The 22765-nt window shown below is 63.0% G+C and carries 28 protein-coding genes; 13 read left to right on the top strand and 15 right to left on the bottom strand.

Annotated features, from left to right (window positions below):
- Positions 1 to 3: 3 nt before the first annotated feature.
- On the bottom strand, positions 4 to 1233 hold the full coding sequence (locus tag N5A93_RS12870; protein WP_268955516.1) for an SAM-dependent methyltransferase: 1230 nt from the start codon (positions 1231 to 1233) through the stop codon (positions 4 to 6).
- Between the two features lie 249 nt (positions 1234 to 1482).
- On the opposite strand from N5A93_RS12870, the gene aspS reads away from it, so the two are divergent.
- Positions 1483 to 3261, top strand: a complete 1779-nt coding sequence (aspS, locus tag N5A93_RS12865) for an aspartate--tRNA ligase (RefSeq protein WP_268955515.1) — start codon at positions 1483 to 1485, stop codon at positions 3259 to 3261.
- A 105-nt stretch (positions 3262 to 3366) separates the two neighbouring features.
- Positions 3367 to 4020, top strand: a complete 654-nt coding sequence (locus N5A93_RS12860; RefSeq protein WP_268955514.1) for a GNAT family N-acetyltransferase — start codon at positions 3367 to 3369, stop codon at positions 4018 to 4020.
- 80 nt (positions 4021 to 4100) lie between these two features.
- On the opposite strand, the gene N5A93_RS12855 is transcribed toward N5A93_RS12860, so the two are convergent.
- The gene (locus N5A93_RS12855; RefSeq protein WP_268955513.1) at positions 4101 to 4835 is read right to left on the bottom strand and encodes a response regulator; all 735 of its coding nucleotides are present in this window, start codon (positions 4833 to 4835) and stop codon (positions 4101 to 4103) included.
- 147 nt (positions 4836 to 4982) lie between these two features.
- On the opposite strand from N5A93_RS12855, the gene mce reads away from it, so the two are divergent.
- Positions 4983 to 5387, top strand: a complete 405-nt coding sequence (gene mce, locus N5A93_RS12850) for a methylmalonyl-CoA epimerase (protein ID WP_268955512.1) — start codon at positions 4983 to 4985, stop codon at positions 5385 to 5387.
- Positions 5387 to 5692, top strand: a complete 306-nt coding sequence (locus tag N5A93_RS12845) for a DUF1467 family protein (RefSeq protein WP_268955511.1) — start codon at positions 5387 to 5389, stop codon at positions 5690 to 5692. The genes mce and N5A93_RS12845 overlap by 1 nt, the downstream gene beginning before the upstream one ends.
- Positions 5693 to 5823: 131 nt before the next feature.
- Here the strand turns inward: N5A93_RS12845 and N5A93_RS12840 are convergent, their stop codons facing one another.
- Together N5A93_RS12840 and N5A93_RS12835 are read right to left on the bottom strand one after the other, a co-directional pair.
- Positions 5824 to 6540: an EI24 domain-containing protein gene (locus tag N5A93_RS12840; RefSeq protein ID WP_268955510.1), complete on the bottom strand. Its 717-nt coding sequence runs from the start codon at positions 6538 to 6540 to the stop codon at positions 5824 to 5826.
- Entirely contained in the window at positions 6537 to 7115 is a 579-nt protein-coding gene (locus N5A93_RS12835) for a nitroreductase family protein (protein WP_268955509.1), read from the bottom strand. Before N5A93_RS12835 ends, N5A93_RS12840 begins: the two co-directional genes overlap by 4 nt.
- A gap of 112 nt (positions 7116 to 7227) precedes the next feature.
- Between N5A93_RS12835 and N5A93_RS12830 the strand changes: the two genes are divergently transcribed.
- Positions 7228 to 7497 (top strand): DUF167 domain-containing protein, encoded by a 270-nt coding sequence (locus tag N5A93_RS12830; RefSeq protein ID WP_268955508.1) that lies wholly within the window; start codon positions 7228 to 7230, stop codon positions 7495 to 7497.
- Here the strand turns inward: N5A93_RS12830 and N5A93_RS12825 are convergent.
- Complete coding sequence (locus tag N5A93_RS12825) at positions 7494 to 7736, bottom strand: DUF8831 family protein (protein WP_268955507.1); 243 nt, start codon at positions 7734 to 7736, stop codon at positions 7494 to 7496. The genes N5A93_RS12830 and N5A93_RS12825 overlap by 4 nt on opposite strands.
- Before the next feature lie 120 nt (positions 7737 to 7856).
- Here N5A93_RS12825 and N5A93_RS12820 point away from each other — a divergent pair, with 120 nt between their 5' ends.
- The 5 genes from N5A93_RS12820 to N5A93_RS12805 all read left to right on the top strand — a co-directional run bounded on the left by N5A93_RS12820 (position 7857) and on the right by N5A93_RS12805 (position 9827).
- Positions 7857 to 8567, top strand: a complete 711-nt coding sequence (locus N5A93_RS12820; RefSeq protein WP_268955506.1) for a M48 family metallopeptidase — start codon at positions 7857 to 7859, stop codon at positions 8565 to 8567.
- Positions 8567 to 8926: a YigZ family protein gene (locus tag N5A93_RS12815; RefSeq protein ID WP_268955505.1), complete on the top strand. Its 360-nt coding sequence runs from the start codon at positions 8567 to 8569 to the stop codon at positions 8924 to 8926. The genes N5A93_RS12820 and N5A93_RS12815 overlap by 1 nt, the downstream gene beginning before the upstream one ends.
- An 85-nt stretch (positions 8927 to 9011) precedes the next feature.
- Positions 9012 to 9278 carry a DUF6455 family protein gene (locus N5A93_RS12810; protein WP_268955504.1) on the top strand — a complete coding sequence of 89 codons (267 nt, stop codon included), beginning with the start codon at positions 9012 to 9014 and terminating at the stop codon, positions 9276 to 9278.
- 1 nt (position 9279) lies between these two features.
- The gene (locus tag N5A93_RS19570; RefSeq protein WP_372920850.1) at positions 9280 to 9552 is read left to right on the top strand and encodes a DUF6455 family protein; all 273 of its coding nucleotides are present in this window, start codon (positions 9280 to 9282) and stop codon (positions 9550 to 9552) included.
- Complete coding sequence (locus N5A93_RS12805; RefSeq protein ID WP_440590576.1) at positions 9516 to 9827, top strand: DUF6455 family protein; 312 nt, start codon at positions 9516 to 9518, stop codon at positions 9825 to 9827. The genes N5A93_RS19570 and N5A93_RS12805 overlap by 37 nt, the downstream gene beginning before the upstream one ends.
- A gap of 27 nt (positions 9828 to 9854) precedes the next feature.
- Here the strand turns inward: N5A93_RS12805 and cutA are convergent, their stop codons facing one another.
- From cutA to rimO, 3 genes are all read right to left on the bottom strand, one after another.
- Positions 9855 to 10166, bottom strand: a complete 312-nt coding sequence (gene cutA / locus N5A93_RS12800) for a divalent-cation tolerance protein CutA (protein ID WP_268955502.1) — start codon at positions 10164 to 10166, stop codon at positions 9855 to 9857.
- Positions 10167 to 10251: 85 nt separating this feature from the next.
- Positions 10252 to 10902 (bottom strand): PAQR family membrane homeostasis protein TrhA, encoded by a 651-nt coding sequence (gene trhA, locus N5A93_RS12795; RefSeq protein ID WP_268955501.1) that lies wholly within the window; start codon positions 10900 to 10902, stop codon positions 10252 to 10254.
- 82 nt (positions 10903 to 10984) lie between these two features.
- Positions 10985 to 12364, bottom strand: a complete 1380-nt coding sequence (gene rimO / locus N5A93_RS12790) for a 30S ribosomal protein S12 methylthiotransferase RimO (protein ID WP_268955500.1) — start codon at positions 12362 to 12364, stop codon at positions 10985 to 10987.
- A gap of 103 nt (positions 12365 to 12467) precedes the next feature.
- Between rimO and N5A93_RS12785 the strand changes: the two genes are divergently transcribed.
- The gene (locus N5A93_RS12785; RefSeq protein ID WP_268955499.1) at positions 12468 to 14498 is read left to right on the top strand and encodes an AsmA family protein; all 2031 of its coding nucleotides are present in this window, start codon (positions 12468 to 12470) and stop codon (positions 14496 to 14498) included.
- A 68-nt stretch (positions 14499 to 14566) separates the two neighbouring features.
- Here N5A93_RS12785 and N5A93_RS12780 read toward each other — a convergent pair whose 3' ends face one another.
- Positions 14567 to 15160, bottom strand: a complete 594-nt coding sequence (locus N5A93_RS12780; protein ID WP_268955498.1) for a GcrA family cell cycle regulator — start codon at positions 15158 to 15160, stop codon at positions 14567 to 14569.
- Positions 15161 to 15286: 126 nt separating this feature from the next.
- Between N5A93_RS12780 and N5A93_RS12775 the strand changes: the two genes are divergently transcribed.
- Complete coding sequence (locus tag N5A93_RS12775; RefSeq protein WP_268955497.1) at positions 15287 to 16090, top strand: ABC transporter permease; 804 nt, start codon at positions 15287 to 15289, stop codon at positions 16088 to 16090.
- A gap of 15 nt (positions 16091 to 16105) precedes the next feature.
- Here the strand turns inward: N5A93_RS12775 and N5A93_RS12770 are convergent, their stop codons facing one another.
- Positions 16106 to 16456, bottom strand: coding sequence for a hypothetical protein (locus tag N5A93_RS12770; protein ID WP_268955496.1), 351 nt, complete (start codon positions 16454 to 16456; stop codon positions 16106 to 16108).
- Between the two features lie 172 nt (positions 16457 to 16628).
- Between N5A93_RS12770 and N5A93_RS12765 the strand changes: the two genes are divergently transcribed.
- Positions 16629 to 17456 carry an SDH family Clp fold serine proteinase gene (locus N5A93_RS12765; protein WP_268955495.1) on the top strand — a complete coding sequence of 276 codons (828 nt, stop codon included), beginning with the start codon at positions 16629 to 16631 and terminating at the stop codon, positions 17454 to 17456.
- A 182-nt stretch (positions 17457 to 17638) separates the two neighbouring features.
- On the opposite strand, the gene N5A93_RS12760 is transcribed toward N5A93_RS12765, so the two are convergent.
- From N5A93_RS12760 to N5A93_RS12740, 5 genes are read right to left on the bottom strand one after another with little or no spacing between them, the layout of a single operon-like run.
- On the bottom strand, positions 17639 to 19033 hold the full coding sequence (locus tag N5A93_RS12760) for a hypothetical protein (protein WP_268955494.1): 1395 nt from the start codon (positions 19031 to 19033) through the stop codon (positions 17639 to 17641).
- Between the two features lie 56 nt (positions 19034 to 19089).
- Positions 19090 to 19812: a sulfite exporter TauE/SafE family protein gene (locus N5A93_RS12755; protein WP_268955493.1), complete on the bottom strand. Its 723-nt coding sequence runs from the start codon at positions 19810 to 19812 to the stop codon at positions 19090 to 19092.
- A gap of 31 nt (positions 19813 to 19843) precedes the next feature.
- Complete coding sequence (locus N5A93_RS12750) at positions 19844 to 20629, bottom strand: IclR family transcriptional regulator (RefSeq protein ID WP_268955492.1); 786 nt, start codon at positions 20627 to 20629, stop codon at positions 19844 to 19846.
- Between the two features lie 13 nt (positions 20630 to 20642).
- Positions 20643 to 22001 (bottom strand): TRAP transporter large permease, encoded by a 1359-nt coding sequence (locus N5A93_RS12745; RefSeq protein WP_268955491.1) that lies wholly within the window; start codon positions 21999 to 22001, stop codon positions 20643 to 20645.
- Between the two features lies 1 nt (position 22002).
- The gene (locus tag N5A93_RS12740; protein WP_268955490.1) at positions 22003 to 22671 is read right to left on the bottom strand and encodes a TRAP transporter small permease; all 669 of its coding nucleotides are present in this window, start codon (positions 22669 to 22671) and stop codon (positions 22003 to 22005) included.
- Between the last annotated feature and the right edge of the window lie 94 nt (positions 22672 to 22765).

Here is a 22765-nt window from a genome sequence, read left to right as displayed (position 1 = left end):
CCTTTATTCGGCGGCGTGGCGCATCCCGGCGTCATCGCCGCCATAAAGATACTCGCGTGTCAGCGGCACGGCCTCCTGTTTCGGCGAAAGCTGGAACTGGAACACCACCTGCCGGTTCAGCCTGAAGGTCAGCTCGCACGCCACCAGGTAATAGCGCCACATCCGGCAGAACCGCTCGTCATAGAGCGCGCGGGCCTTGTCGATATTGGCCATGAATCGATCATACCAATGTTTCAGGGTCATGGCGTAATGCAGCCGCCAAATCTCGATATCGGTCGTGAAAAGGTCCTGTTTCTCGATCGACTTCGTGACCTCGGACAGGGCCGGCACATAACCGCCGGGAAAGATGTATTTGGCGATCCAGGGACTTGTGGTGCCGGGTGGCTCGGCCCGCCCGATCGTGTGGATCAGCGCCACGCCATCCGGGGTCAGGCGCTCTGCGAGATTGCGGAAATAGGTGCTGTAATGGGGCACGCCCACATGCTCGAACATGCCGACCGAAACGATGCGGTCGAACTTTCCTTCGATCTTGCGGTAATCCATCAGCTCGAATTTCGCCTTGTCGGCAAGACCCGCTTCCCTGGCACGTGCATTGGCCATCGCGTGCTGTTCGCGCGAAAGGGTGACACCCAGAACCTCGGCGCCGTAATCGCGCGCCAGCGTCAGCCCCATGCCGCCCCAGCCGCAGCCGATATCCAGCACCCGCATCCCCGGCTCGATCAGTAACTTGCCCGCGATATGGTGCTTCTTGGCCTCCTGCGCCTGTTCCAGGGTCATGTCGGGATCGCGGAAATAGGCGCAGGAATATTGCCGGTCGGTATCGAGGAACAGATCGTAAAGCTCGCCCGAAAGGTCGTAATGATGCGCCACGTTCTGCCTTGCGCGGCTCAACGGGTTGAACTGGTCGAGGTGGCGCAAAAGGTGGCGCCCCGCCACCAGCGGCTTGCGAAACCACGGCTGGCCATTCTGCGCGATATTGCGGATTGCCAGCCCCAGAAAGCCGTAAAGATCGTCATCCTCGATGGTCAGCCGCCCGTCCATATAGGCTTCGCCGACGGCCATGTCAGGCGACAGCGCGATCTTGCGGGGCAGGGTGTCATCATGCAGCCTGACCGCCACCGGCGGTCCGGTTCCGTCGCCATAACGGCCGGTGCTTCCGTCCGGAAAGGTCAATTTCAGGTCCCCGCTGCGAAACAGATGCGAAAGGAACCTGTCCAGTATCTTGATCCACATGTCTCACCCTTGATCGTTGCTCGCCAAAATTGGCGCACTCGTATCTCAAAGTGAAACCTGCCGTTCTTGTTCTCGGTCGTGCCGGATCCTGCTCGATGAGACGCATTTTTGCCGACAAATCGCTGCCTGTAAATGATTTTGCGCGCCCCGCGCACCTTGGGCGCCCGTCCGCCCCTTGACTTTGCGCCGCTGCCAAGGTGTATCGGCGCAATCCAGGATACGCAGCCCGCCGGGGCCAGAGAGGACGCCATGCACGCTTATCGCAGCCATACCTGCGCCGAACTCGACAAATCGAACGTGGGCGACACCGCCCGCCTTTCCGGGTGGGTCCACCGCATCCGCGACCATGGTGGCGTCCTGTTCATCGACCTGCGTGATCACTATGGCATAACGCAGGTGCTGTGCGATCCCGACAGCCCGGTTTTCGCTGAGGTCGAGGCGCTGCGCTCGGAATGGTGCGTGCGCATCGACGGCGAGGTGAAGGCCCGCGCCGACAGCCTGATCAACCCCAAGATCCCCACCGGCGAGATCGAGGTCTATATCCGCGATCTCGAAGTGCTTGGCAGCGCCAAGGAGCTGCCACTTATGGTGTTTGGTGACCAGGAATATCCCGAGGAAACCCGCCTTCGCTATAGATATCTCGACCTTCGCCGCGAAGAGATGCAGCGCAACATGGCCCTGCGCTCGGATGTGGTCGCCTCGATCCGCCGGCGCATGTGGGACAAGGGTTTCCGCGAATACCAGACGCCCATCATCACCGCCTCCAGCCCCGAGGGCGCGCGCGATTTCCTGGTGCCTTCGCGCCTCCATCCGGGCCGCTTTTATGCGCTGCCCCAGGCGCCCCAGCTTTTCAAGCAGCTGATCATGGTCTCGGGCTTTGACCGCTATTTCCAGATCGCGCCGTGCTTTCGCGATGAAGACCCGCGCGCCGACCGCTCGCCCACCGATTTCTACCAGCTCGACATGGAAATGAGCTTTGTCGAGCAACAGGACGTGTTCGACACGATCCAGCCGGTGCTGGAATCGGTGTTCGAGGAGTTCGGCGGCGGCCACAAGGTCGACAAGCACTGGCCGCATATCTCCTATCGCGATGCGGCGCTCTGGTATGGCACCGACAAGCCCGACCTGCGCAACCCGATCAAGATGCAGGATGTCTCCGAACATTTCCGCGGCTCGGGCTTTGCCATCTTCGCCAAGCTGCTGGAACAGGACGGCACCGAGATCCGCGCCATTCCCGCCCCCACCGGCGGCAGCCGCAAATTCTGCGACCGCATGAACGCCTTCGCCCAGAAAGAGGGCCTGCCGGGCATGGGCTACATCTTCTGGCGCGACGGCGAGAAAGGCATCGAGGCCGCAGGCCCCCTGGCCAAGAATATCGGCCCCGAACGCACCGAGGCGATCCGCCTGCAGCTGGGCCTTGGCAAGGGCGATGCGGCCTTCTTCCTGGGCGGCAAGCCGCAGACCTTCGAATCCGTCGCCGGGCGCGCGCGCAACGTCATCGGCGAGGAACTGGGCCTTACCGAAAAAGACCGCTTCGCCTTTTGCTGGGTCGTCGATTTCCCGATGTATGAAAAGGACGACGAGACCGGCGCGGTGGATTTCTCGCATAACCCGTTCTCGATGCCCCAGGGCGGGATCGAGGCGCTCGATGGCGATCCGCTGCAGGTTCTCGGCTATCAGTATGACCTTGCCTGCAACGGCTACGAACTGGTCTCGGGCGCGATCCGAAACCACCAGCTCGATGTCATGATCAAGGCGTTTGAACTGGCGGGCTATGACGAGGCCGAGGTCCACAAGCGGTTCGGCGGGCTGGTCAACGCCTTCCAGTATGGCGCGCCGCCCCATGGTGGCTGCGCGGCGGGGATCGACCGGATCGTGATGCTTCTGGCCAATGAACAGAACATCCGCGAGGTCATCATGTTCCCGATGAACCAGCGCGCCGAAGACCTGATGATGAACGCCCCCTCCGAGGCCAGCAGCGATCAGCTGATGGAACTGAGCCTGCGGGTGATCGAACAGCAGGACTGACACCGGGACCGATATCGGGACAGGGCGCGCCGATGCGGCGCGCTCTTTCCATTCGGCCTGGGGCCTCCTAACATCCGGCGCGGATACTGCGCGAAAGGATGCCCCATGTCAGACCGCCCCGTCGGCCCGCCCGTCAAGGAATGGCAGACCCCGCCGCGCCCCGGCCCCGAACGGATCGAAGGCCGCTACGCCCTTTTGGAACGGCTGTCCCCTGAGCACGCCGCACCGCTTTTCAGCTCCTTTTCGGGGCATGACTGGGTCTGGGATTACATGCCTGTCGGCCCGTTCGCTTCGCCTGAGACATTCCAGGAATGGCTTTCTGCGGCGGCGTCGCGCGATGATCCGATGTTCTATGCGATCCGCGATGGCGACAGTGGCGCGTGGACGGGATTCGCGTCCTTCCTGCGCATCGACCCGGCTGCCGGGTCGATCGAGGTGGGCTTCATCGCCATGTCGCCTGCACTGCAACGCACCCGCGCCGCCACCGAGGCGATTTACCTCATGATGCAATGGGCTTTTGACGCGGGCTATCGCCGCTTTGAATGGAAATGCGATGCGCTCAACGCCCCTTCGCGCCGTGCCGCGCGCCGCTTCGGCTTCGTCTTCGAAGGCGTGTTCCGCCAGGCCACTATCGTCAAGGGGCGCAACCGCGATACGGCATGGTTCGCGGTGATCGACCGCGACTGGCCCTTGCTGCGCACCGCTTACGAAATCTGGTTCGATCCCGGCAATTTCGATGCCGGGGGCGAACAGATTTAAAGCCTCAGTGACCTGACCGCGCCGATCGTCGCTTCGGGTGAGGCCGAGGCGGCGGGGCTTTAGCGTGCGGCTGCACCGCGTCAAATCACGGCCCGGTCATGCAGCCGGTCGCGCACCAAGGCCCTGAGCTGCGCCAGAACCGCCAGATCGTCACCCGGCGCACCGTTGCGGCGGGTTTGCTCAAAGGCCCGCGCCGCTTCTGCCAGGGCCGTGTCCTGCGCCGAAAGGGCGACCCCGCCCAGAAATTGCGCGACATAATCTAGCACCGGGCTTTCGGGCGCATCGTCCAGCAGATCGGCAACATGGGTGATATCCTCGTGATAGGTGCGCCGGTCCGGCCTGATCGGCTCGTCGCGCACCGCGCGCGGAAAGGCCGGTTGCCGGTCGGCGGGCAGATGCGCCACGATCTCGTGCTGGAAAAGCGCGAGACTGTCGAGCGGCTTGAGCAGGCAGCCATCGGCCCCCGCCTTCGCGGACAACTGGGGCGCGCGGTCATCCGCGCTCAGCCCGAGGATCACGCCGATCCGTGGCCGTGTGGCCGCCAGTTCCCGGATCAGGTCAAGGCCCGATCCGTCCGGCAGCCCGATATCCACGATGATCGCCGAGGGGCGGTAGACCTTGAGGTGCCGGCGCGCCGAGGCGATGCAATCGGCCCGCCTGAGCCGCGCGCCGCTATGCAGGCACATCAGCCGGATCGCCTCGCTGGCAAAGCGGCTGTCCTCGACCACGAGGATCGTAAGGCCAAGCAGCGGGCGGTTCGATGTGGGCAGCCCGTATGGCGCATGGGCAGGCGGAGTTGAGTGGCGATCGTCCATGGATTCGTCCTCTGGCGACTGAAGGTGGAATCAGGCTAGCCCGATCAGGGATAACGATTGGTTAATGGACGGGTTGCGTCGCCCTGTCGCTTGCCTCGCGTGGCCCGCGCCCCCATAACAGGTCGAAACGCCAAGCAGGAGTGGACCATGATCGGACGCCTCAACCATGTCGCCATCGCCGTGCCGGATCTCGACGCCGCCGCGGATCTCTATCGCAATGCGCTCGGCGCCAATGTCGGCGAGGCGCAGGACGAGCCCGATCACGGCGTCACCGTCATCTTCATCGAATTGCCCAATACCAAGATCGAACTGCTTTACCCGCTGGGCGATGACAGCCCGATCAATGGCTTTCTCGAAAAGAACCCTTCCGGCGGAATCCATCATGTCTGCTACGAGGTCGAGGACATCATCGCCGCCCGCGACAAGCTCAAGGCCAGCGGCGCGCGGGTTCTGGGCAATGGCGAGCCCAAGATCGGCGCCCATGGCAAGCCGGTGCTGTTCCTGCATCCCAAGGATTTCCAGGGCACGCTGGTCGAACTGGAGCAGGTCTGATGAGCATCGCCTCTGCCATTGTCCTTTTCATGGTGCTCTGGTTCCTGACCTTCCTCATCGTGATCCCGATCCGCATCCAGACGCAGGGCGATCTGAAAAAGATCGTGCCGGGCACGCATGCCGGGTCCCCCGAACATCACAATCTCAAGAAGAAGGCCGTGATCACCACCGCGATCGCTGCGGCGCTTTGGGGGGTTATCGGCGGTGCGATCCTGTCGGGTGTCATCACGGTGCGCGATATCGACATGTTCGAACGCATGGGGCCGGGCGGCAGTATGTGGTATAGCGAAAGCGACAAGGAATAGGGCCGCGCGCCTTGTACGAAATGGGGCGTGGTTTTGTACGTACGCGCTGTTAACGCCATGCCCCTGCGGTGCGCGATACCGACGTGATACCGACGTCATGCCGACACGATGCCGAAGCCGGATTTTCCTTGTTAACCGGGGGCTTGGGCCGATTCGCCCGCCTTGGCCTGCAAGCGGTGGAAAATATGGGTAAAGGTCGCCGCCCCCAGGATCGGCACCACTAGGTTCAGGATCGGCACCATCAGCGGCGCCGCCATCAGCACACCCGCCAGCCAGATCGTGACCCCGTGACGCCGCCGCAACTCCAGCGCCCGCTTGCGCCCCACCCGCCGCATCGCCGCGACGGTGAAATACTCGCGCCCCAAGAGGTATCCGTTGACCGCGAAGAATACCGGCAAACCCGCTATGGGTAGTATGAGGGTCAGCAGAATTGCCAATATGTTGGCCACGATCAGCACGCCCATGGCCGAGAGGCCGTCGATGATCTCATCCTTCAGCGGCGTGCCCGCGACCTTGGGCAGGGTTGGGTAGTGGCGGTGTTCCACCGCCTCGGCGACCTCGTCAAGAAACATCGACACCACGCCCGACGCGACCGGCACCATCAGGAACACCGACAGAACGATCATCAGCGCCAGAAAGGCCCAGCTCAGAACGTTGTCCACCCATTGCACCTCGCCCAGCAACGGCAGCGTCACCGCATCCCCGACCAACCATCCGACCCCCCAGACCAGCACCGCCGTCAGCGCCCCCAGCAACAGGAGCGTCAGCCCTATCCCACGCCATAGAACAGCCCGGAAACGCGGATCGCCAAGCTGTGTCAAGGCTTTGAAAAAAGACGTTAAAATCATTCTGACATCCATGTTATGATCTGTTCCGGATCGGGCCTTGGCCGCTCGGGCGGGGTCGCTCTCGGGGTGCCGATATGGATGAAGCCGACCACGCGTTCATGGCTTTCCAGGTCAAGGCCGGTCTCGACGAATGCGCGGTCATGCGCGGGCCAGCCGCTCAGCCAATTGGCCCCCCAACCCGCCGCCAATGCCGCATTGAGCAGCGACAGGCAGACCGCGCCGGCCGAATATGTCTGTTCGATCGGCGGGATCTTGTCGGACTCTTTCTGCACCTCGATCACCGCCACCGCCAGGTGGCTGTCGTCGAATTGCTGGCGTCCTTTCGTGATCTCGGCCTCGTCGCGCCCCAGCGACAGCCCCCTTGCCGCCGCCAGTTCGCCAAGACGCGCAAGTGCCTTGTTTTCAAGGACAATAAAGCGCCAGGGTTCTAGCTTTCCATGGTCCGGGCAGCGTGCGGCGGCGGTCAGCAATTGCAGCAAGGCATCGCCTTCGGGCACCGGCAGGCCCAGGGTCTTGGCCGGACATGAGCGGCGGCGCAGCAGAAACGCGAGGGCGGGTGGGGTCTGATCGGCCATGAGTGTCCTGTCCATCTGGAGTGTCGCGCTTACATGTCGGCGCAGCGGCGCAGCGGGTCAACCCCCGGCCGAGTATCTGGCGCAACCGCGCAATGCACGCTATGCCATCGCCATGACCGCATCGCCGCTTTTTCACCTCGCTCAGCCCGGCGCCCGCATTGCCGTCCGCGTGATACCCAAAGCATCGCGCGCGCGTCTGGTTGAAGAGGCCGGGGCGATCCGCATTTACGTGACGGTGCCCCCCGAGGATGGCAAGGCAAATGCGGCGGTACAGAAACTGCTGGCCAAGGCGCTTGGCCTTTCCAAGTCGCGGCTGATACTGGTGCGGGGCCATAAATCGCGCGACAAGCTGTTCGAGATCACCGAAGGCCAGGCGCGCTAGGGTTTCTGATCGGGGCGCAGCGTATAGACCCCTTCGGGCAGGTTCAGCGCCGCGCCAAGGTCGCGGACCTGCACCATCGACAAGGTGATGGTCTGAACCCGGTCAGTGCGGGCGTCATATTGCTCGATCGTGACGCATTCTTCGAAGGCGTTGACGATCACGTCCTCCTGAAGCGGCGCCTCGCCCTCGTCCACCAGCGTGATGACGGTTGAGTCGAATTCATGCTCAATTGAAAACATCTCTTCACCCTATAGGGTTGGCAGGTCTTTGCAACTGCACCGATCTTGGCGCGAACAGGGCTGTCAGGAAACCTGAAACCTGCTAGATGATGGGTTCGAAAGTCTGTTTCGAGGATCCCGATGCGCTGGATTGCCCTTTTCTTCATGACTGTTCTTGCCGGTTGTGTCTCGTCGGTCGAGCCGCAACGCCCATCTGGGCAACCGGCCAAGGCAGCCGCTTCGGCCCCGGCCATGCCGACGCGGGCCAAGGTGGCTCAGTTCGTGGCGGTCGTCGAGTCGGTCGAGCCGGTGGCCGAGCAGGTTTGCCGCGCGCAGACAGGGCCAAACTCGAATTGCGATTTCCGCATTGTCGTCGATGACCGGCCCGGTCAGCCGGTGAACGCCTACCAGACGCTTGATCGCAACGGTCGGCCGATCATCGCCTTCACGCTGGCCATGATCGCCGAGGCGCGAAACCGCGATGAACTGGCCTTTGTTCTAAGCCACGAAGCGGCCCACCACATCGCCGGACACATCCCCCGCCAGCAGCAGAACGCCGCGGCAGGTGCGATCCTGCTGGGCGGGCTTGCGACGCTTTCAGGCGTCGGGACGGATGCGGTGCGAACTGCCTCGGATCTCGGGGCGACGGTCGGCGCGCGCAGCTACTCGAAGAACTACGAACTGGAGGCGGACTCGCTTGGCACCATCATCGCCAAGCGCGCGGGCTATGATCCGGTCCGGGGCGCTGCGTTCTTCACGCGCATTCCTGATCCCGGCGACCGGTTCCTTGGAACGCACCCGCCAAATGCGCAGCGGATCGAGACCGTGCGCAGGGTCAACGCGCAGCTTTGATGCGGCAACTGACGGGTGTGATCAGCGACCGGGGGTCGAAATACGCTGTTTCCGGCGGACCCGTCGAAGACAAGTCAGGGATTGACGCTTTCCTGAAGACTCTCAAGCGTGACAAGAAATTCGCCAAGGCAACGCATAACAGTTGGGCGGCGCTTCTGTCGGATGGCACGCCCCTCAAGAATGATGACGGCGAATCCGGGGCCGGGATGGTGATCCTGCGCATGCTGGAACGCGAAGGCCTGATGGATCACGTGATCGTCGTGACCCGCTGGTATGGCGGAAAGCATCTTGGGGGCGACCGGTTTCGCCATGTTCAGGACTGCGTGCGCGCCTATCTCGGGGCGCGCGCGTGCGGTTGACTCAGGTCAAGGTCGTTTCCGCGAAGGTGCGATAGCCTTTTGGTCGGCGCTGCTTTCACATGCGCCGACAATATGGGAGGTCCCAATGCCAGAGACCGCTACATTCCGCCGCCACGCGGCGTTGGTCGACCGGATGGCCAGCACCATCGGAATTGATCTCGAAGAGAAAGTCATGGAAGGCCAGTTGGATTTCAATGGCGTCAGCGATGCGGTGCTGAACTGCACGGGCTGCTGTTGCTCTGGTGCCTGTGAAATATGGTTGGAGGCATTCGCCGGCGGGGCTGATGCGCCGCCTCCGATTTGCCGGAACCGGGAAATGTTCGAGCGTTTGAAAGCAGGAAAGCGGGCCTGAAATGTCACCCTTGGGCGATATGCGACGGCATTATTGGCTGGTTCTGGACATGGCGCGTCTGGCGGGCGTTGATCTTGTCAGGGCGTTTCGCGATGGACGGCTTGATAGCAGGTCATGGGCGGCGATGGTCGCCTCCTGTCGCGCCTGCCGGAATGTCGATGCCTGCGAAGATTGCCTGCGAAACCGCGAAGCAGGCAGCGAGCCGCCGCCGGGTTGTCGGAACCGGATGGATTTCAGATGGTTGCGCGACGAACGGAAGGCAAAATTCTCATGAATGCTCAAGTGAGATATCTCGGGGATCCGACATTGCATTTCTGGCTGACGCGATCGGTCGCGCGGGCCATGAATCTGAACCTTTCGGAGGCAATGACGCAAGGGCATCTGACTGCGCGGGATTATGCTGAAATGGTGACCCGATGCCGCAAATGCCCGCATGTCGAAATCTGTGAGGCATGGTTGGCCACGCCAGCCGAGACCTCGGGTGCTGCGCCCGATCATTGCCGGAATGCCCAAGCGCTCAATGCACTGGCCGATCGGATGGAGAATTAAGCGGGGCGCGTCGGGTCGGCGCGATGATCAGTCGCCGCCGGTTTCCTCCGATACCCAGGCTTCCGCGTCAGACCCTGCGCCAATCTCTTCCCATGTGATGACGGGCAAGTCGCAGGGGTGCTCGTCTTCGATCAGGTCCATAAGACTTTGACGGTGTGCGATGCGGGTCTTGAGGGTCAGGCCGACTTCCTCTTTTTCCTCGATCGCGCCGCGCCAGTGAAACAGGCTGCGCATGCCCGGCGTGATATTGGCGCATGCCGCAAGACGGGCCTGCAAGGCGGTGCAGGCCAGCATCCGCGCGCTGTCGAGATCAGGGCAGGTTGTGCTCACATGGATCATGGCGGGCCTCCTCGTTTTGGCAAGGAACAGCCTAACCGTGCGCGCCAGGGCTGTTAAGGCCCGGTGCGAAACCTGGCTCAGTGCCCTAAGTGACCTGGATGAGCGCAGTCCAGATGCCGATGAAAAAACAGCTCGAGGCCACGACGATGAACAGGTGCCAGATCGCATTGGCAAAGCGCAGGCTTTCCCAGCAATAGAACGTGACCCCGCCGGTGTAAAGCAACCCGCCGGCGACGATCATGGCGATGCTGAGCACCGGCAGCACCCCGGCAAGCGGCACCAGCAGCGCAAGCCCCGCCCATCCAAGCGCCACATAGGGCAGCCAGCCGGTCGTCATCTCGCCGCGCGCCGCCATCAGTTTCGTCGCCGCGCCGAAAAGGGCGCAGACCCAGACGACGGTCAGCACCACATAACCGAATGCGCTGCCCAGAATGACGCCAAGTGGCGTGAAGGTTCCTGCGATCTTGACGTAGATCGCGGCGTGGTCCAGCCGCCGCAGGATAGGGCGCGCGGGCGTGTAGGCCGCCATGTGATAGGCGGCCGAGGCGGTCAGCATGACGATCAGCGCCGCGCAATAAAGGATTGTCGCGGCCAGTGTCGGCCCGTCCATCTGAAAGGCCCAAAGCGCGAACAGCATCGCAACGCCGGTGACGGCCGCGCAAATGCCGACCACATGGACCACACCGTCCGCAATGCGCTCGGCGCGGCTGTATTCAGGATAGGACAAGTCGGTCATGCCTCCGGTGTGACACTTAAAGGTGAACGAAAGAATGATAACAGACCGGCGCGGAAAATGCCCGTTGACCTTGCGTCATCGCTCAAGCCTTCGCGACAAGGCGCCCCCAGAGGTCGTACTCCCCGGCCTCGTCCACCTCCACGGTCACGATATCGCCCACTGACAGATGCTCGGTGCTTTCGTCGATGAACAGGCAGCCGTCGATCTCGGGCGCATCGCCCTTGGTCCGGCAGGTGGCGATCCCGTCCTCGTCAATATCGTCCACGATGACCTGCTGGGAGGTGCCGAGCTTGGCGGCCAGCTTCGCCTCGGAAATCGCCTGCGCCTTTTGCATGAAGCGCTCCCAACGGTCCTGCTTGAGATGGTCGTCCACATGGTCGGGCAGGTCATTCGAACGCGCGCCCGCGACATTCTCGTATTTGAAGCAGCCGACCCGGTCGAGCTGTGCCTCGTCAAGCCAGTCCAGAAGGGTCTGGAACTCATCCTCGGTTTCGCCGGGGTAGCCGACGATGAAGGTGGAACGCAGCGTGATATCGGGGCAATCGCGCCGCCAGGCCTCGATCTCGTCCAGTGTCCGTGCGGCGGCCGCGGGGCGCGCCATGCGCTTGAGCGTATCGGGATGGGCATGCTGAAAGGGGATGTCCAGATAGGGCAGGATCAGCCCTTCGGCCATCAATGGCACAAGCTGGCGCACATGCGGGTAGGGATAGACATAGTGCAGCCGCACCCAGGCCCCCAGGCTGCCAAGATCGCGCGCAAGATCGGTGATATGGGCGCGGTGGCCCTTGGCCTCGGCGTGCTTTATATCGACGCCGTAAGCGCTGGTGTCCTGACTGATCACCAGAAGTTCGCGCACACCGTTCTCGACCAGCTTTTCGGCCTCGCGCAGCACAGCATGTGCCGGGCGGCTGGCCAGTCGCCCGCGCATGTCCGGGATGATGCAGAACCGGCACTTGTGGTTGCAGCCCTCGGAAATCTTGAGATAGCTGTAATGGCGCGGGGTCAGTTTTACGCCGCTTGCGGGTAGCAAATCCACAAAGGGGTCGGGTGCGGGCGGCACCGCCGCATGCACCGCGTCGAGCACCTGTTCGTATTGATGAGGGCCGGTCACCGCCAGAACCTTGGGATGAGTCCCTGTGATATAGGCCGGGTCAGCGCCCAGACAGCCGGTCACGATGACCTTGCCGTTTTCATTCAACGCTTCGCCGATCGCCTCGAGGGATTCGGCCTTGGCGGAATCAAGAAAACCGCAGGTATTCACGATCACCGCATCAGCCCCCGAATAGTCGGGCGAGATTCCATAGCCCTCGGCCCGCAGCCGTGTGAGGATTCGTTCGCTGTCGACCAGCGCCTTGGGACATCCCAGCGAGACCATGCCTATGGTCGGCTGGCCGGCACGGTTGGTTTCGCTGATGCGGGCGCGGGCCAGGTCGGGCCGCAGGTCGGGGGGATTGGTGCTCATGGCGGGCATATAGTTCAGCGCACGCCTCGCGGGAAGGGAAAAGCGGTTGTTCGCAGCTGTACCGCCCATTACATTTCCAAGCAGGCAAGACAGGGGTTTCGTGATGCGGTGGTTGGTGCGCCTGACAGGACTTGTGATCGTTCTGGTCGTGGTTGTGGTGGTGTCGCTGTTGATGTTGCCGGGCGACAGGATCGCAAAGATCGCCGCCGAGCAGATCAGCAATGCCACCGGTCGCGACGTGACCATGAGCGGCGAAACCAAGATAAGCTTGTATCCGGTTCTGGGGGTGAGCACCGGCGAGGTGATCGTCGCCAATGCGGGATGGTCCAAGTCCGGCCCGATGCTGGAGGCCGAAAGCCTCAAGATCGGGGTGGAACCTGCGGCGCTGTTTGGCGGCGAGATCCGGATCACCGGGCTGGAAGCGGTAAACCCCAGGATCCTGCTGGAACGCGCCTCGGATGGGCGCGTCAACTGGGAGTTGGGTGTCGAGGGTGTCGCACCTTCGGGGCAATCGGGTGGCAATGGAAGCGGCGCTGGCGGTGGCTCTAGCGGCGCCACTGAGCCCGCGCGCTCCGAGCGGCTTGCGCTGACGCTGGACCGGGCACTGATCTCCAAGGCGAATCTGCGCTATGTGGATCATGGCACCAGCGACGATGTGGCCCTTTCGGATATCGACCTTGACCTGCGCTGGCCGGACTACGAGGGGGCCGCGACATTCGAGGCATCCGCCCGCTATGCCAGCGAGACCATCCGGGTCTCGGGACAACTGTCTCAGGTGGTCACCTTCATCGACGGCGGTGTGTCTGGCCTCAAAGCGGATTTTGCGGCGAAGGGCGGCAGCCTGTCCTTTGACGGGCGCGCCAGTACACAGCCGCAACTGGGTGGAAAGCTTCGCGCGGATATCGGCGACACGGTCGGTTTCCTGGCGGCGCTTGGAGTATCGGGTGTCGATATTCCCCGCGGGCTGGGACGTGCCATCGTGCTGGATACGGACCTTACGGTTTCGCAGGATATGCGCCTTTCGTTGCGTGAAACGTCCCTGACGCTTGACGACAACCGGTTGAGCGGCGCGGCTGACGTGTTCCTCGGGGGCGACAAGCCACGGCTCAACATGCAGCTGAACGCCGGCGCGCTGGATCTTTCGGCGCTGGCAGCAGGTGATGATGCAGGGGCCGGGGGCGGCGGTTCGGGCGCATCCGGCAAGGGCGGTGGCGGCTCTGGTGGGGGCAACGCGCCAAGCGATGGCTGGCCGAAGACCAAGATCGACGCCAGTGCGCTTGGGCTGGCGGATGCCGAGGTGGCGCTTGTGGCCAACAGCGTCGATATGGGCGATCTGGCGCTTGGCAAGACCCGTGTGCTTATGACCCTAACCAATGCGCGCCTCGTGTTCGAGCTGCGTGAATTGCGCGCCTATGACGGGCTGGTCACGGGCGAGTTCGTCATGAACAACCGTTCAGGCCTCTCGGTGGGTGGCAACATGAAGGCTAACGGCATCAATCTTGAAACATTCCTGACGGATGCCATTGATATATCTCGGTTTTCGGCCAAGGCCGACGGCAAGGTCGATTTCCTGGGCGTAGGTCAGTCGCTACATGCCATCATGAACAGCCTCGAGGGGAAAGGGTCACTTGGCACAGGACGGGGCGTGATCTCGGGGATCGACCTGGACAGGCTCATGCGCTCGGGCGATGTCAGTGGCGGCACGACGGTCTTTGACAGCCTGAACGCCAGTTTCACCATGAAACAAGGCAACCTCTTCAACAAGGATCTGGCCATGAGCCTGCCGCTGGCCAAGGCCAGTGGCGAGGGGCGCATCGGACTTGGAGCGCGCGATATCGATTATACCTTCACGCCGGCCCTTCTGGAGGGTGAGAACCGAAAGGGCCTGGCGATTCCGGTGCGTATCCGTGGTCCATGGGCCAGCCCGCGCATCCAGCCCGATCTGGAAGCGGCGATCGACCTCAACTTCAAGGAAGAAAAGAAAGAGCTCAAGGCGAAGGCCAAACGGAGACTGGACCGCAAGCTCGAGAAAGAACTGGGGCTTTCCGTTGAGGAGGGCCAGTCGACCGAGGACGCGATCCGCGACAAGGTCGAGGACGAGCTGAAGAAAGAAATGTTCAAGCTGTTCGAATAAAAGGAAAAGCGTGCTCTGCAGGGCAGGGCACGCTTTCCGGGATCATAGCGTTGTCAGCAGCGCGGGAGTTATCTTTTGCGGTCGCGCCGGCTGCTCATAGGCTGGAAGGCGACGCCGACATGGGCTTCGCAATAAGGTTTGCCCGACTGAACCGGCAGACCGCAGAACCAGAAATCTTCGGTCGCGGGGTCGCCGACGGGCCATTTGCAGGTGCGCTCGGTCAATTCCATCAGTGTCAACCGCTTGGCTTTCTTTTCGATCTCGCTGACCTTGGCCAATGCGGCCGGGTCGATCTCGTTTGCCGAAGGTTGTGGCGGCAGGGGCTGCCCCGCCGGGATGATCTGCTTGGCGCGCGAAACGGGGGGCGCCGCGGGCGCGGGGCTTGCGGGTTCTTTCGCTTCGGGCGCGGGCTTGGGTGCGGGTTTGGCTGCAGGCTTGGCGGGCTTGGCCTTGGGTTCGGACTTGGGCGCTGGTTTGGCCTTTGCTGCGCTGTCGGTCCCGCTTGCACCCGAGCCGTTGCGGTTCGACAGGCCCAGCCTGTGCACCTTGCCGATCACGGCGTTGCGGGTGACGCCGCCAAGTTCCTTGGCGATCTGGCTGGCGGACTGGCCCTCGCCCCATAATTTCTTCAGCAGTTCGACGCGTTCGTCGCTCCAGGACATGGTTGTTTCCTATCTCAAAAGGCGGCCGGTTGCCCGCGCCGCCCTGCATTATCCGTAGTCGCCCCTATTCTAATCACTCACCGGTAAGTTACAAGGCATCGAATCACCCGCGAACGGAGGAACAGCATGAGCGAAATCACCGATATGGGCACACGTCGCTTCGGATACGTGAACTGGCTGGGACTCTACACTCTGGCCTCGCGCGAGGTGCAGCGTTTCCTGGCCGTCTGGACCCAGACCCTACTGGCGCCGCTGGTCACGGCGGGGCTGTTCATGCTGATCTTCTCGATTGCGATCGGCCCGCGCCGTGGCGATGTGATGGGGGTCGATTTCACCACCTTCATCGCGCCGGGGATCCTGATGATGACGGTGATCCAGAACGCCTTCGCCAATACCTCGTCCTCGATCGTGATCTCGAAGGTGCAGGGTAATATCGTGGACACATTGATGCCGCCGCTCAGCCCCGTCGAGATGGTGCTGGGATACATGGCAGGCGGAGTCGGGCGTGGCCTGATCGTGGCGCTTGCCGTGGCCCTGGGGCTGCTGGTGGTGCTGGGGATCGTGCCCGCGCATCCGGTATGGATGCTGACCTTCATCCTGCTGGGCGCCGCGCTGTTGTCGGCGATCGGCATGGTGGCGGGGGTTTTTGCCAATAAATTCGACCAGATGGCCGCGATCACCAACTTCATCGTGACGCCGCTGGCCTTCCTGTCGGGCACCTTCTATTCGGTTCAGGCGCTGCCTCCGGTCCTGAATGAGATCACGCATTTCAACCCGATCTTCTACATGATCGACGGGGTGCGCTATGGCATGATCGGGGTGTCGGACAGCTCGCCGTGGCTGGGGCTGGCGGTCGGGGTCGGCTCGGTTCTGGCGGTCGCGTTCATTGCGTGGCGGATGTTCGCACGGGGCTACCGGCTCAAGTCCTGAGCCGGGCGCATTTCCCTAGCGGCACAGCCTTTCGGCGCGGTCGCCATAAGCCCTGTAGGCCTGCCAGAAGCTACGGTCCGAGGAGCGGTCCGACTGGCGGATTTCCTGGGCGCTGTGGGGGTCGGTATAGAAGGCCACGGCGCGGCGTTGTTGTGATGTGCTGAGGGTCTGGTTGGCCGCCGCCTGGATGCAGCCACAAAGCGCGCTTGAGCGCGCGGAGCGGCCTGAGACCATGCAGGCCTGGCTGATCGGCCCCGCGGCAAAAGGCTTCGCCCCTGCAAAACCGCCACTGCTGCGCGAGCGGTCACCGCCGCCGCCGCAGCCTGCCAGAAGTGCCACCAAACCAAGAATAATCGCCTGTTTCATTTTACACGCCTCTTTTGCCGGGTGCGGTGCGGGTTTGTTCCCGCCTTGATGGTCCGGACCCGTGTGCCCGTCCAGATGTTTGCCCCAGATCAACGGTTTTTTCAATTCACAACCCGCGCCATTGCTGCGACAGTTTGTGAGACCCGCGGCGCAAATCCGATCCGGAGAGACCATGGAATTCAACCTTTCGACCCTTTTCTTTATTGTTTTCATAGTGATGATCCTGCAACCGATACTGACCGGACGGGTGTTCGGGTTCCGGCGGGAACAGGCGATCCGCAACATCGAGCGCAAGCGGGGCAGCCGGGTGATCACCATGATTCACCGGCAGGAAAAGCGCAGTCTGTTCGGGGTCAATGTCTCGCGGATGATCGACCTCGAGGATGCGCAATCGATCATCTCGGCGATCAAGGCGACGCCGGACGACAAACCCATCGACCTGGTGTTGCACACCCCCGGCGGGCTGGTCATCGCGGCGATGCAGATCGCCCGCGCGGTCGAGGCCCATCCCGCGAAAGTCACTGTTTTTGTTCCTATTTATGCGATGTCGGGGGGCACGCTCATCGCGCTTGCGGCGGATGAAATCGTGATGGGCGAGTTCTCGATGCTGGGGCCGATCGACCCGCAGATCATGGGGATTTCGGCGGCGTCTATCGTGGCGGCGCGGGATGCGAAGCCGATCGAGCATGTGTCGGATGTGGCGCTTGTGCTGGCGGATGTGAGCGACAAGGCGATCAACCAGGTGACACGGGGCGCGGTGGAGATCATGACGCCGCGCATGAAGCGCGATGAGGCCGAGGCGCTGGCGCGCAAGCTGGCCTCGGGGACGTGGACCCATGACTATGCGCTGACCCCGGCGGAGGCACATGATCTGGGGTTGGAAGTGACGGTGGGGATGCCGCCCGAGATCCTGAACCTGATGAAACTCTTCCCGGCCCCCGTGAAACAGAGCGCAGTCGAGTTCCTGCCGTTCGACCCGCCGGGGAAGAAAATGGGCTGAGCCTGCGAATCGCCGTGCAAGGCATTGGTTAAAAACGAAAAACCGCTTCGGCATTGCGTCTGCAGCACGTCGGTATCGCGTCGGTATCGTTTCGGTAAAGGCGCCGGATTAACGCGGCGTGCGATGACATGCGTACAAATCGGCCCCCGGTTTCGTACGACGGCGTACCATCGTGGCGCGGATCAGAGGCTGGCATGGATCACCACCCAGGCCGAAAGGATCGCGCCGGTCAGCAGGAAATAGACGCCGTTCCAGCGCAGCCCGACATGACGCGCGCTGATGCGGGCGAAGGAGCCGATCAGCAGCGTGGTGGCGGTGAAGGGCGAGGTCACGCCGCTGAGCGCCCAACCGGCGGTGATGGCCACGATCAGCGCGGTGGGCGACACGCCGAGTTCGGCGGCCGGGGGCACCAGCGGCGCGATCAGCGTGACTGCGAGAATCGGGTTCATCGCGATCTGACCGGCCAGCGGGATGATCCACACGAAAGCGATCAGGACCAGCGGCGTGGGCAGTGCGGCGAGATCGAGGCCGAGGCCGCTGAGGAGCGGTTCGAGCAGCGGCGCACCGACGGTGCCGATATAGCCCGCCATCATCAGCAACAGGATTTCGCTGCGGTAAGCGGGCAGCTCGGAAAAGCTGTATTCCGTCAACCTGCGGGGGATGCGCAGCTCGGGTTCGGCGTTGCGGCTTTGCAGGGCGGTCCAGACCAGCGCGATCACCGGCACGATCAGGATTACCATCCCCACCACCCGCACATCGGTGACATAATGCAGCAAGGTGATGCTGCTGACCAGGATCGCCAGCAAGACAAGAAGCGGCAGGATCGACGCCCAGGAGCCTTCGGGCGGTCTGGCCACGGGGCGCGGCCCCGAGAGGGTCGGACGAAACATGGAATCGAGCGCCCAGCCGGTCCCCGCCAGCAGAATCGAACTGACGATTCCGGGCAGCACCGCCTGCGCCCATGTCGCGCCGGGAATGAGCGCGACCGAAATGGCGACGGCGAAGGAGAGGGGCGACCAGGGCAGCATCGAGGTGAATGCCCGCTGGATCGCCAGCAACATGCGCCTTGTGCGGTGGCGGCGGATCTCGGGGTCGGGTTCCTCGTTGGCGCTGGCGGTGGCGAGGCTGCCGAGGAGGGCGATGGAGCCGTAATTCAGCAGAAGGGCGAACATCTGCCCGCCCAGCGTCAGCGCAAGGTAGCGCCGCCCCGGCGGCTGCTGCGCCAGGAAGCGGCCCGCGCGGCGGATCGACTCGGAGGTTTCGGCGGCAAAGCGAAGGGTGGCGAGAGCGGTGAAGAAGGCGCAGATGAAACCGGCGGTATAAAGCGCGTTGAGCGTCACCGCCTGCCAGTCGGGATTGGCGAGCGCCAGGGTGATTGTCAGCGCCAGCGCGACCAATGCGAAAAGATAGCGCCCGGCGCTTGTCTGCAGGGCCAGAAGGAGGGTGGTCGCGATCACCAGCCAGGGCAGGATCAGGTTGGGCAGCGCGATTGGCGTCCATTCGCGCAGGATCACCAGCCCGGTGATGGTGAGCAGCATTGTGCCGGTCGTTCGGTTCACGCGTATCGAGGGTTTCATGCCAGCGCCATATGAGCGGCGATGCAGGGAAAGTGCAAGGCGATGATGGCGGTTGATCAGAACGCCAGGGCGGAGACCACCACGAGGTAGAGCCCCGTCAGGACCAGGAGACCATAGATCAGCCGCATGAAGATCGCCGTGTCGATCCGGGTGAACAGCATCTGCCCCAGGATCACGCCCGCGCCGGTGGCAGGGGCCAGGATCAGCGAGGCGCGAAGGACTTCGCCCGAGGCCGAGCCGACGCCGATCTGGAGCGCGAGGCTGATGGAATAGGTGATCAGGAAGCAGGTGAGCGTGGTGCTGCGCAGCACGCGCGGCGGGATCGGCGCGCCGGAGAAATAGACCATGAGCGGCGGCCCCGGCATCCCAAGCCCGCTGGTCAGCGCGCCCGAGAAGGCGCCCGTCAGCACGTCGCGCCCGTTGCTGCGCCGGAAGCGGAACCTGCGCAGCACGAAGAAGGTGAACACCAGAAGCAGCAGGCCGATGCCCATGCGCAGGTGATCGGGATCGGCATGAACATAGGTGAGAATCCCCAGCGGTGCGCCCAGCACCCCGCCCGCCAGCAGCCGCCAAAGCAGCGCCTTGTCGATATCGGGCAGAAGCCGGGGCATCAGCACCACCGAGATCATGATCGAGAGGGCGATATTGATCTGGATCGCCTCGGCGGTGTCGAAGACCAGCAGAAGGAAGGGCGTCGCCAGCACCGAAAAGCCAAATCCCGTGCAGGCGTGGAGGATCGCCGCGAACATGACGATCGCGCTGGCGGCCAGCATCTCCATCAGGTGGGGCGGGGTGATGTTGCGGGGGCGCTCATACCTGATCGCCGTCCGAGACCAGCGCGGCAAGGTCGTCCGCCGCGCGGCGCATGGCGTCGAGGTAATCGAGCGCCCTGTCGATGGTGAAGCGCTGTGTCGGAGCGTGGAAGGAGAGGGTCGCCATCAGCCGTCCGTTGATGTCGGGCACGGGCACGGCGAGGGCGATCATGTCGGCCATGAATTCCTCGCGGTCGAGCGCGTAGCCCTGTCTGCGGATGTCGCGCAGTTCGGCGAAGAGCGCGTCATGGTCGGTGAGGGTATTGGGGGTGCGGGGTTCGAGCGCGGTGGCGGAGAGGTATTTCAGAAGATGGGTGCGGGTCAGCGAGCTGAGATACATTTTGCCGCTCGCGGTGCAATAGAACGGCACCCGCGTGCCGATGGGCAGCTGGATGCGCAGCGGCCATTCGGTTTCGACCCGTTCGAGATAGGTCATCGCATCGCGGTCGGGCAGGGCGATATTGCAGGTCTCGCCGATCTCGCGGCTGACGCGGCGCAGGATCGCCTGACGCGCCGTGCGGATGCGAAGGGATGACAGGATCCCGCCCGACATTGTGCGCAGGCGGGGGCCGGGCGAATAGGTGCGCCCGTCCATGTCGCGTTGCAGGAAGCCTTCTTCCTCGAGTGTGGCGAAGAGGCGGTGGATTGTCGGCTTGGGCAGGCCGAGTGCCGCGTTCACCTCGGTCGGGGTGACGGGCACCCCGGCCTTGGAGATTTCCTCGATCACCAGAAGGAGCCGCAGGTTCGACGGAATCGACCCGGATTTGTCACCGTCACCAGTCATCGCAACACTGTCCTTATCTTTGCGGGATCAGGACTGTTGAAAGACTGGGTACCAGCGCGACCAGCATCCATACCGCGATCAATGTAACAAGGTAGAACACCGTGTAGCGCAACAGCCGGAAATAGGGAACACCGGTCACGCCGGACGCCACATAGAGGTTGAGACCGTAGGGCGGGGTGATGAAACCGATGGACGCGCCGACCAGGAAGATCACCGCGAACTGCACGGGATCGACGCCGACGGAGTGGGCGATCGGGGCCAGGATGGGGGCAAGGATGATCGTCACCGGCAGGCTTTCAAGCACCATGCCGCAGACGAACACGATGGCCATCGAGGTGAACAGTACGGCATAGTAGCCGCCCATCGACATGACGAAATCCCCGATCACCGTCTGCGCGCCAAGCACCGACAGGATCTGCTGCATCACGACCGAAATGGCGATGAGAGGTGCCAGGATGCCGGTGATCTGTGCGGAGCGCATGGTGATGGATGGCAGTTCCAGCGGGCTGAAGCCTTCGACCACCAGCATTTCGGAGATGCTCTTTTCGTTGACGTCGCGCCCCTTCGCGCCGCCCATCAGTTTGTAGAGCGGCAGGCTCAGGAAGCCGACGATGACGCAGAAACCTACGGTGACGCCGGCCGCCTCGGTGGGTGAGAACTTGCCGGTGTAGATGCCCCAGAGCACGAGGCCGATGGCGAAGAACCCGAGCCAGGCGCCGATCGCCGTCTTGAGCACGCGCAGCGGGCTGAGCGGGATCAGGAAGCCCCATTTGTTGCGCCAGCAGATCAGGAAGGCGGCGGACATCATGCCCAGCACCATCAGCGTGCCGGGGATGATGCCGGCGACGAAGAGTTCCGAGATGGGCAGGTTCAGCAGGAAGCCGTAGACGATGAAGATGATCGAGGGCGGGATGATGATCCCGACCGTGCCGCCCGCGGCGGCGGTGGCGGCCGAGAAGCGTTCGTCATAGCCGCCCTTGACCATCTCGGGATGGAGCATCGAGCCGATCGTCGCCGTGGTGGCCGAGTTCGACCCCGAGATCGCGGCGAACAGCCCGCAGGCGCCAAGCGCGGCCATCGACAGGCCACCCCGGATCCAGCCGAGACAGGCATAGGCGAAATCGCTGAGCCGGCGGGCGATGCCGGAGCGGTTGATCAGGTCGCCGGTCAGGATGAAAAGCGGCATCGCCAGAAGGGCGAACCCGTCGGTGAACACGTTGGACAGCGCCCCGCCGATGTTCTGAAGCGGCATGCCGATGACGAAGGAGATGCCGATGACCCAGTAGCCGATCACGAGAAAAACCGGCACTCCGATCATGAAAAACAGGGTCACGCCAATGGAGATGAGCGTGATGAGTGTGGGATCGCTCATGTCAGTCTCCTCCGATCACGGCTTGCCGGATGAGGGTCTCGTCGTTCCGGAAGCGGGAAATGTCGGTCAGCGCGTTTTCGAGCACGCGGGCAACTAGTGTGGTGAAGGCCAGCGGCATGGAAATCAGGAACCACCATTGCATCAGGTTGTCGGTCCCCAGCATGATCTGAAAATTCGACGCCGAATTGACCACCTGCTTCAGGGACGTGACGATGACCACCCAGGAGAACCCGATCCACAGCAATGCATCCAGCATCAGACAGCCCATCTGCCCGACGCGCGGCATGTTCGTACGGAATTCGGCAAAGGCCAGATGCGTGCGCAGCTTCACGTTAAACGAACAGCCGAACCACGTCATGATCAGGAACAGGAAGGGCGGGAGCGTCGTCGACCACGGCACCTGGAGCGAAAAGACAAAGCGGCGGATCACTTCGACGAAGATGATTCCACCGATGGCGAGGTAGGACACCACCATCACGGATTGTTCCAGATTGCGCTCGCACCATGGCACAACGCGATAAAGTATGAGAAACGCGACAGCCGCGACGAGCATCGCGATCAGGCCGAGCGGCCATATGACCGGGTGCCGCATCGCCTCGCTCAACATCCATGCATCGCCCGCGGCGAGAGCACTCAGTATATCCATTGCGCCCTGAAACCAGCCGGTCATGCCCACTCCTCCCTTTGGGTTGCCGTATGTTCTTGCCGCTTATCGCGCGGCATGGAGAACCGGGCCGCCAGATGGCGGCCCGGCATCTCGTGTC

Source organism: Roseovarius salincola, assembly GCF_026891095.1.
GTDB lineage: Bacteria > Pseudomonadota > Alphaproteobacteria > Rhodobacterales > Rhodobacteraceae > Roseovarius > Roseovarius salincola.
This window is presented reverse-complemented; position numbering and strand designations above follow the sequence as displayed.

Excerpts from the sequence above, each read along its gene's own strand:
- N5A93_RS19570 (WP_372920850.1), top strand. The coding sequence starts at position 9,280 with ATGTCACCCTTGGGCGATATGCGACGGCATTATTGGCTGGTTCTGGAC.
- N5A93_RS12780 (WP_268955498.1), bottom strand. The coding sequence starts at position 15,160 with ATGTCCTGGAGCGACGAACGCGTCGAACTGCTGAAGAAATTATGGGGC.
- N5A93_RS12745 (WP_268955491.1), bottom strand. The coding sequence starts at position 22,001 with ATGAGCGATCCCACACTCATCACGCTCATCTCCATTGGCGTGACCCTG.
- N5A93_RS12830 (WP_268955508.1), top strand. The coding sequence starts at position 7,228 with ATGACCGCATCGCCGCTTTTTCACCTCGCTCAGCCCGGCGCCCGCATT.
- N5A93_RS12825 (WP_268955507.1), bottom strand. The coding sequence starts at position 7,736 with ATGTTTTCAATTGAGCATGAATTCGACTCAACCGTCATCACGCTGGTG.
- rimO (WP_268955500.1), bottom strand. The coding sequence starts at position 12,364 with ATGAGCACCAATCCCCCCGACCTGCGGCCCGACCTGGCCCGCGCCCGC.
- mce (WP_268955512.1), top strand. The coding sequence starts at position 4,983 with ATGATCGGACGCCTCAACCATGTCGCCATCGCCGTGCCGGATCTCGAC.
- N5A93_RS12755 (WP_268955493.1), bottom strand. The coding sequence starts at position 19,812 with ATGGAGATGCTGGCCGCCAGCGCGATCGTCATGTTCGCGGCGATCCTC.
- N5A93_RS12835 (WP_268955509.1), bottom strand. The coding sequence starts at position 7,115 with ATGGCCGATCAGACCCCACCCGCCCTCGCGTTTCTGCTGCGCCGCCGC.
- cutA (WP_268955502.1), bottom strand. The coding sequence starts at position 10,166 with ATGATCCATGTGAGCACAACCTGCCCTGATCTCGACAGCGCGCGGATG.
- N5A93_RS12815 (WP_268955505.1), top strand. The coding sequence starts at position 8,567 with ATGCGGCAACTGACGGGTGTGATCAGCGACCGGGGGTCGAAATACGCT.
- trhA (WP_268955501.1), bottom strand. The coding sequence starts at position 10,902 with ATGACCGACTTGTCCTATCCTGAATACAGCCGCGCCGAGCGCATTGCG.
- N5A93_RS12870 (WP_268955516.1), bottom strand. The coding sequence starts at position 1,233 with ATGTGGATCAAGATACTGGACAGGTTCCTTTCGCATCTGTTTCGCAGC.
- N5A93_RS12785 (WP_268955499.1), top strand. The coding sequence starts at position 12,468 with ATGCGGTGGTTGGTGCGCCTGACAGGACTTGTGATCGTTCTGGTCGTG.
- aspS (WP_268955515.1), top strand. The coding sequence starts at position 1,483 with ATGCACGCTTATCGCAGCCATACCTGCGCCGAACTCGACAAATCGAAC.
- N5A93_RS12845 (WP_268955511.1), top strand. The coding sequence starts at position 5,387 with ATGAGCATCGCCTCTGCCATTGTCCTTTTCATGGTGCTCTGGTTCCTG.
- N5A93_RS12855 (WP_268955513.1), bottom strand. The coding sequence starts at position 4,835 with ATGGACGATCGCCACTCAACTCCGCCTGCCCATGCGCCATACGGGCTG.
- N5A93_RS12770 (WP_268955496.1), bottom strand. The coding sequence starts at position 16,456 with ATGAAACAGGCGATTATTCTTGGTTTGGTGGCACTTCTGGCAGGCTGC.
- N5A93_RS12760 (WP_268955494.1), bottom strand. The coding sequence starts at position 19,033 with ATGAAACCCTCGATACGCGTGAACCGAACGACCGGCACAATGCTGCTC.
- N5A93_RS12820 (WP_268955506.1), top strand. The coding sequence starts at position 7,857 with ATGCGCTGGATTGCCCTTTTCTTCATGACTGTTCTTGCCGGTTGTGTC.
- N5A93_RS12740 (WP_268955490.1), bottom strand. The coding sequence starts at position 22,671 with ATGACCGGCTGGTTTCAGGGCGCAATGGATATACTGAGTGCTCTCGCC.
- N5A93_RS12750 (WP_268955492.1), bottom strand. The coding sequence starts at position 20,629 with ATGACTGGTGACGGTGACAAATCCGGGTCGATTCCGTCGAACCTGCGG.
- N5A93_RS12765 (WP_268955495.1), top strand. The coding sequence starts at position 16,629 with ATGGAATTCAACCTTTCGACCCTTTTCTTTATTGTTTTCATAGTGATG.
- N5A93_RS12860 (WP_268955514.1), top strand. The coding sequence starts at position 3,367 with ATGTCAGACCGCCCCGTCGGCCCGCCCGTCAAGGAATGGCAGACCCCG.
- N5A93_RS12805 (WP_440590576.1), top strand. The coding sequence starts at position 9,516 with ATGGTTGCGCGACGAACGGAAGGCAAAATTCTCATGAATGCTCAAGTG.
- N5A93_RS12840 (WP_268955510.1), bottom strand. The coding sequence starts at position 6,540 with ATGATTTTAACGTCTTTTTTCAAAGCCTTGACACAGCTTGGCGATCCG.
- N5A93_RS12775 (WP_268955497.1), top strand. The coding sequence starts at position 15,287 with ATGAGCGAAATCACCGATATGGGCACACGTCGCTTCGGATACGTGAAC.
- N5A93_RS12810 (WP_268955504.1), top strand. The coding sequence starts at position 9,012 with ATGCCAGAGACCGCTACATTCCGCCGCCACGCGGCGTTGGTCGACCGG.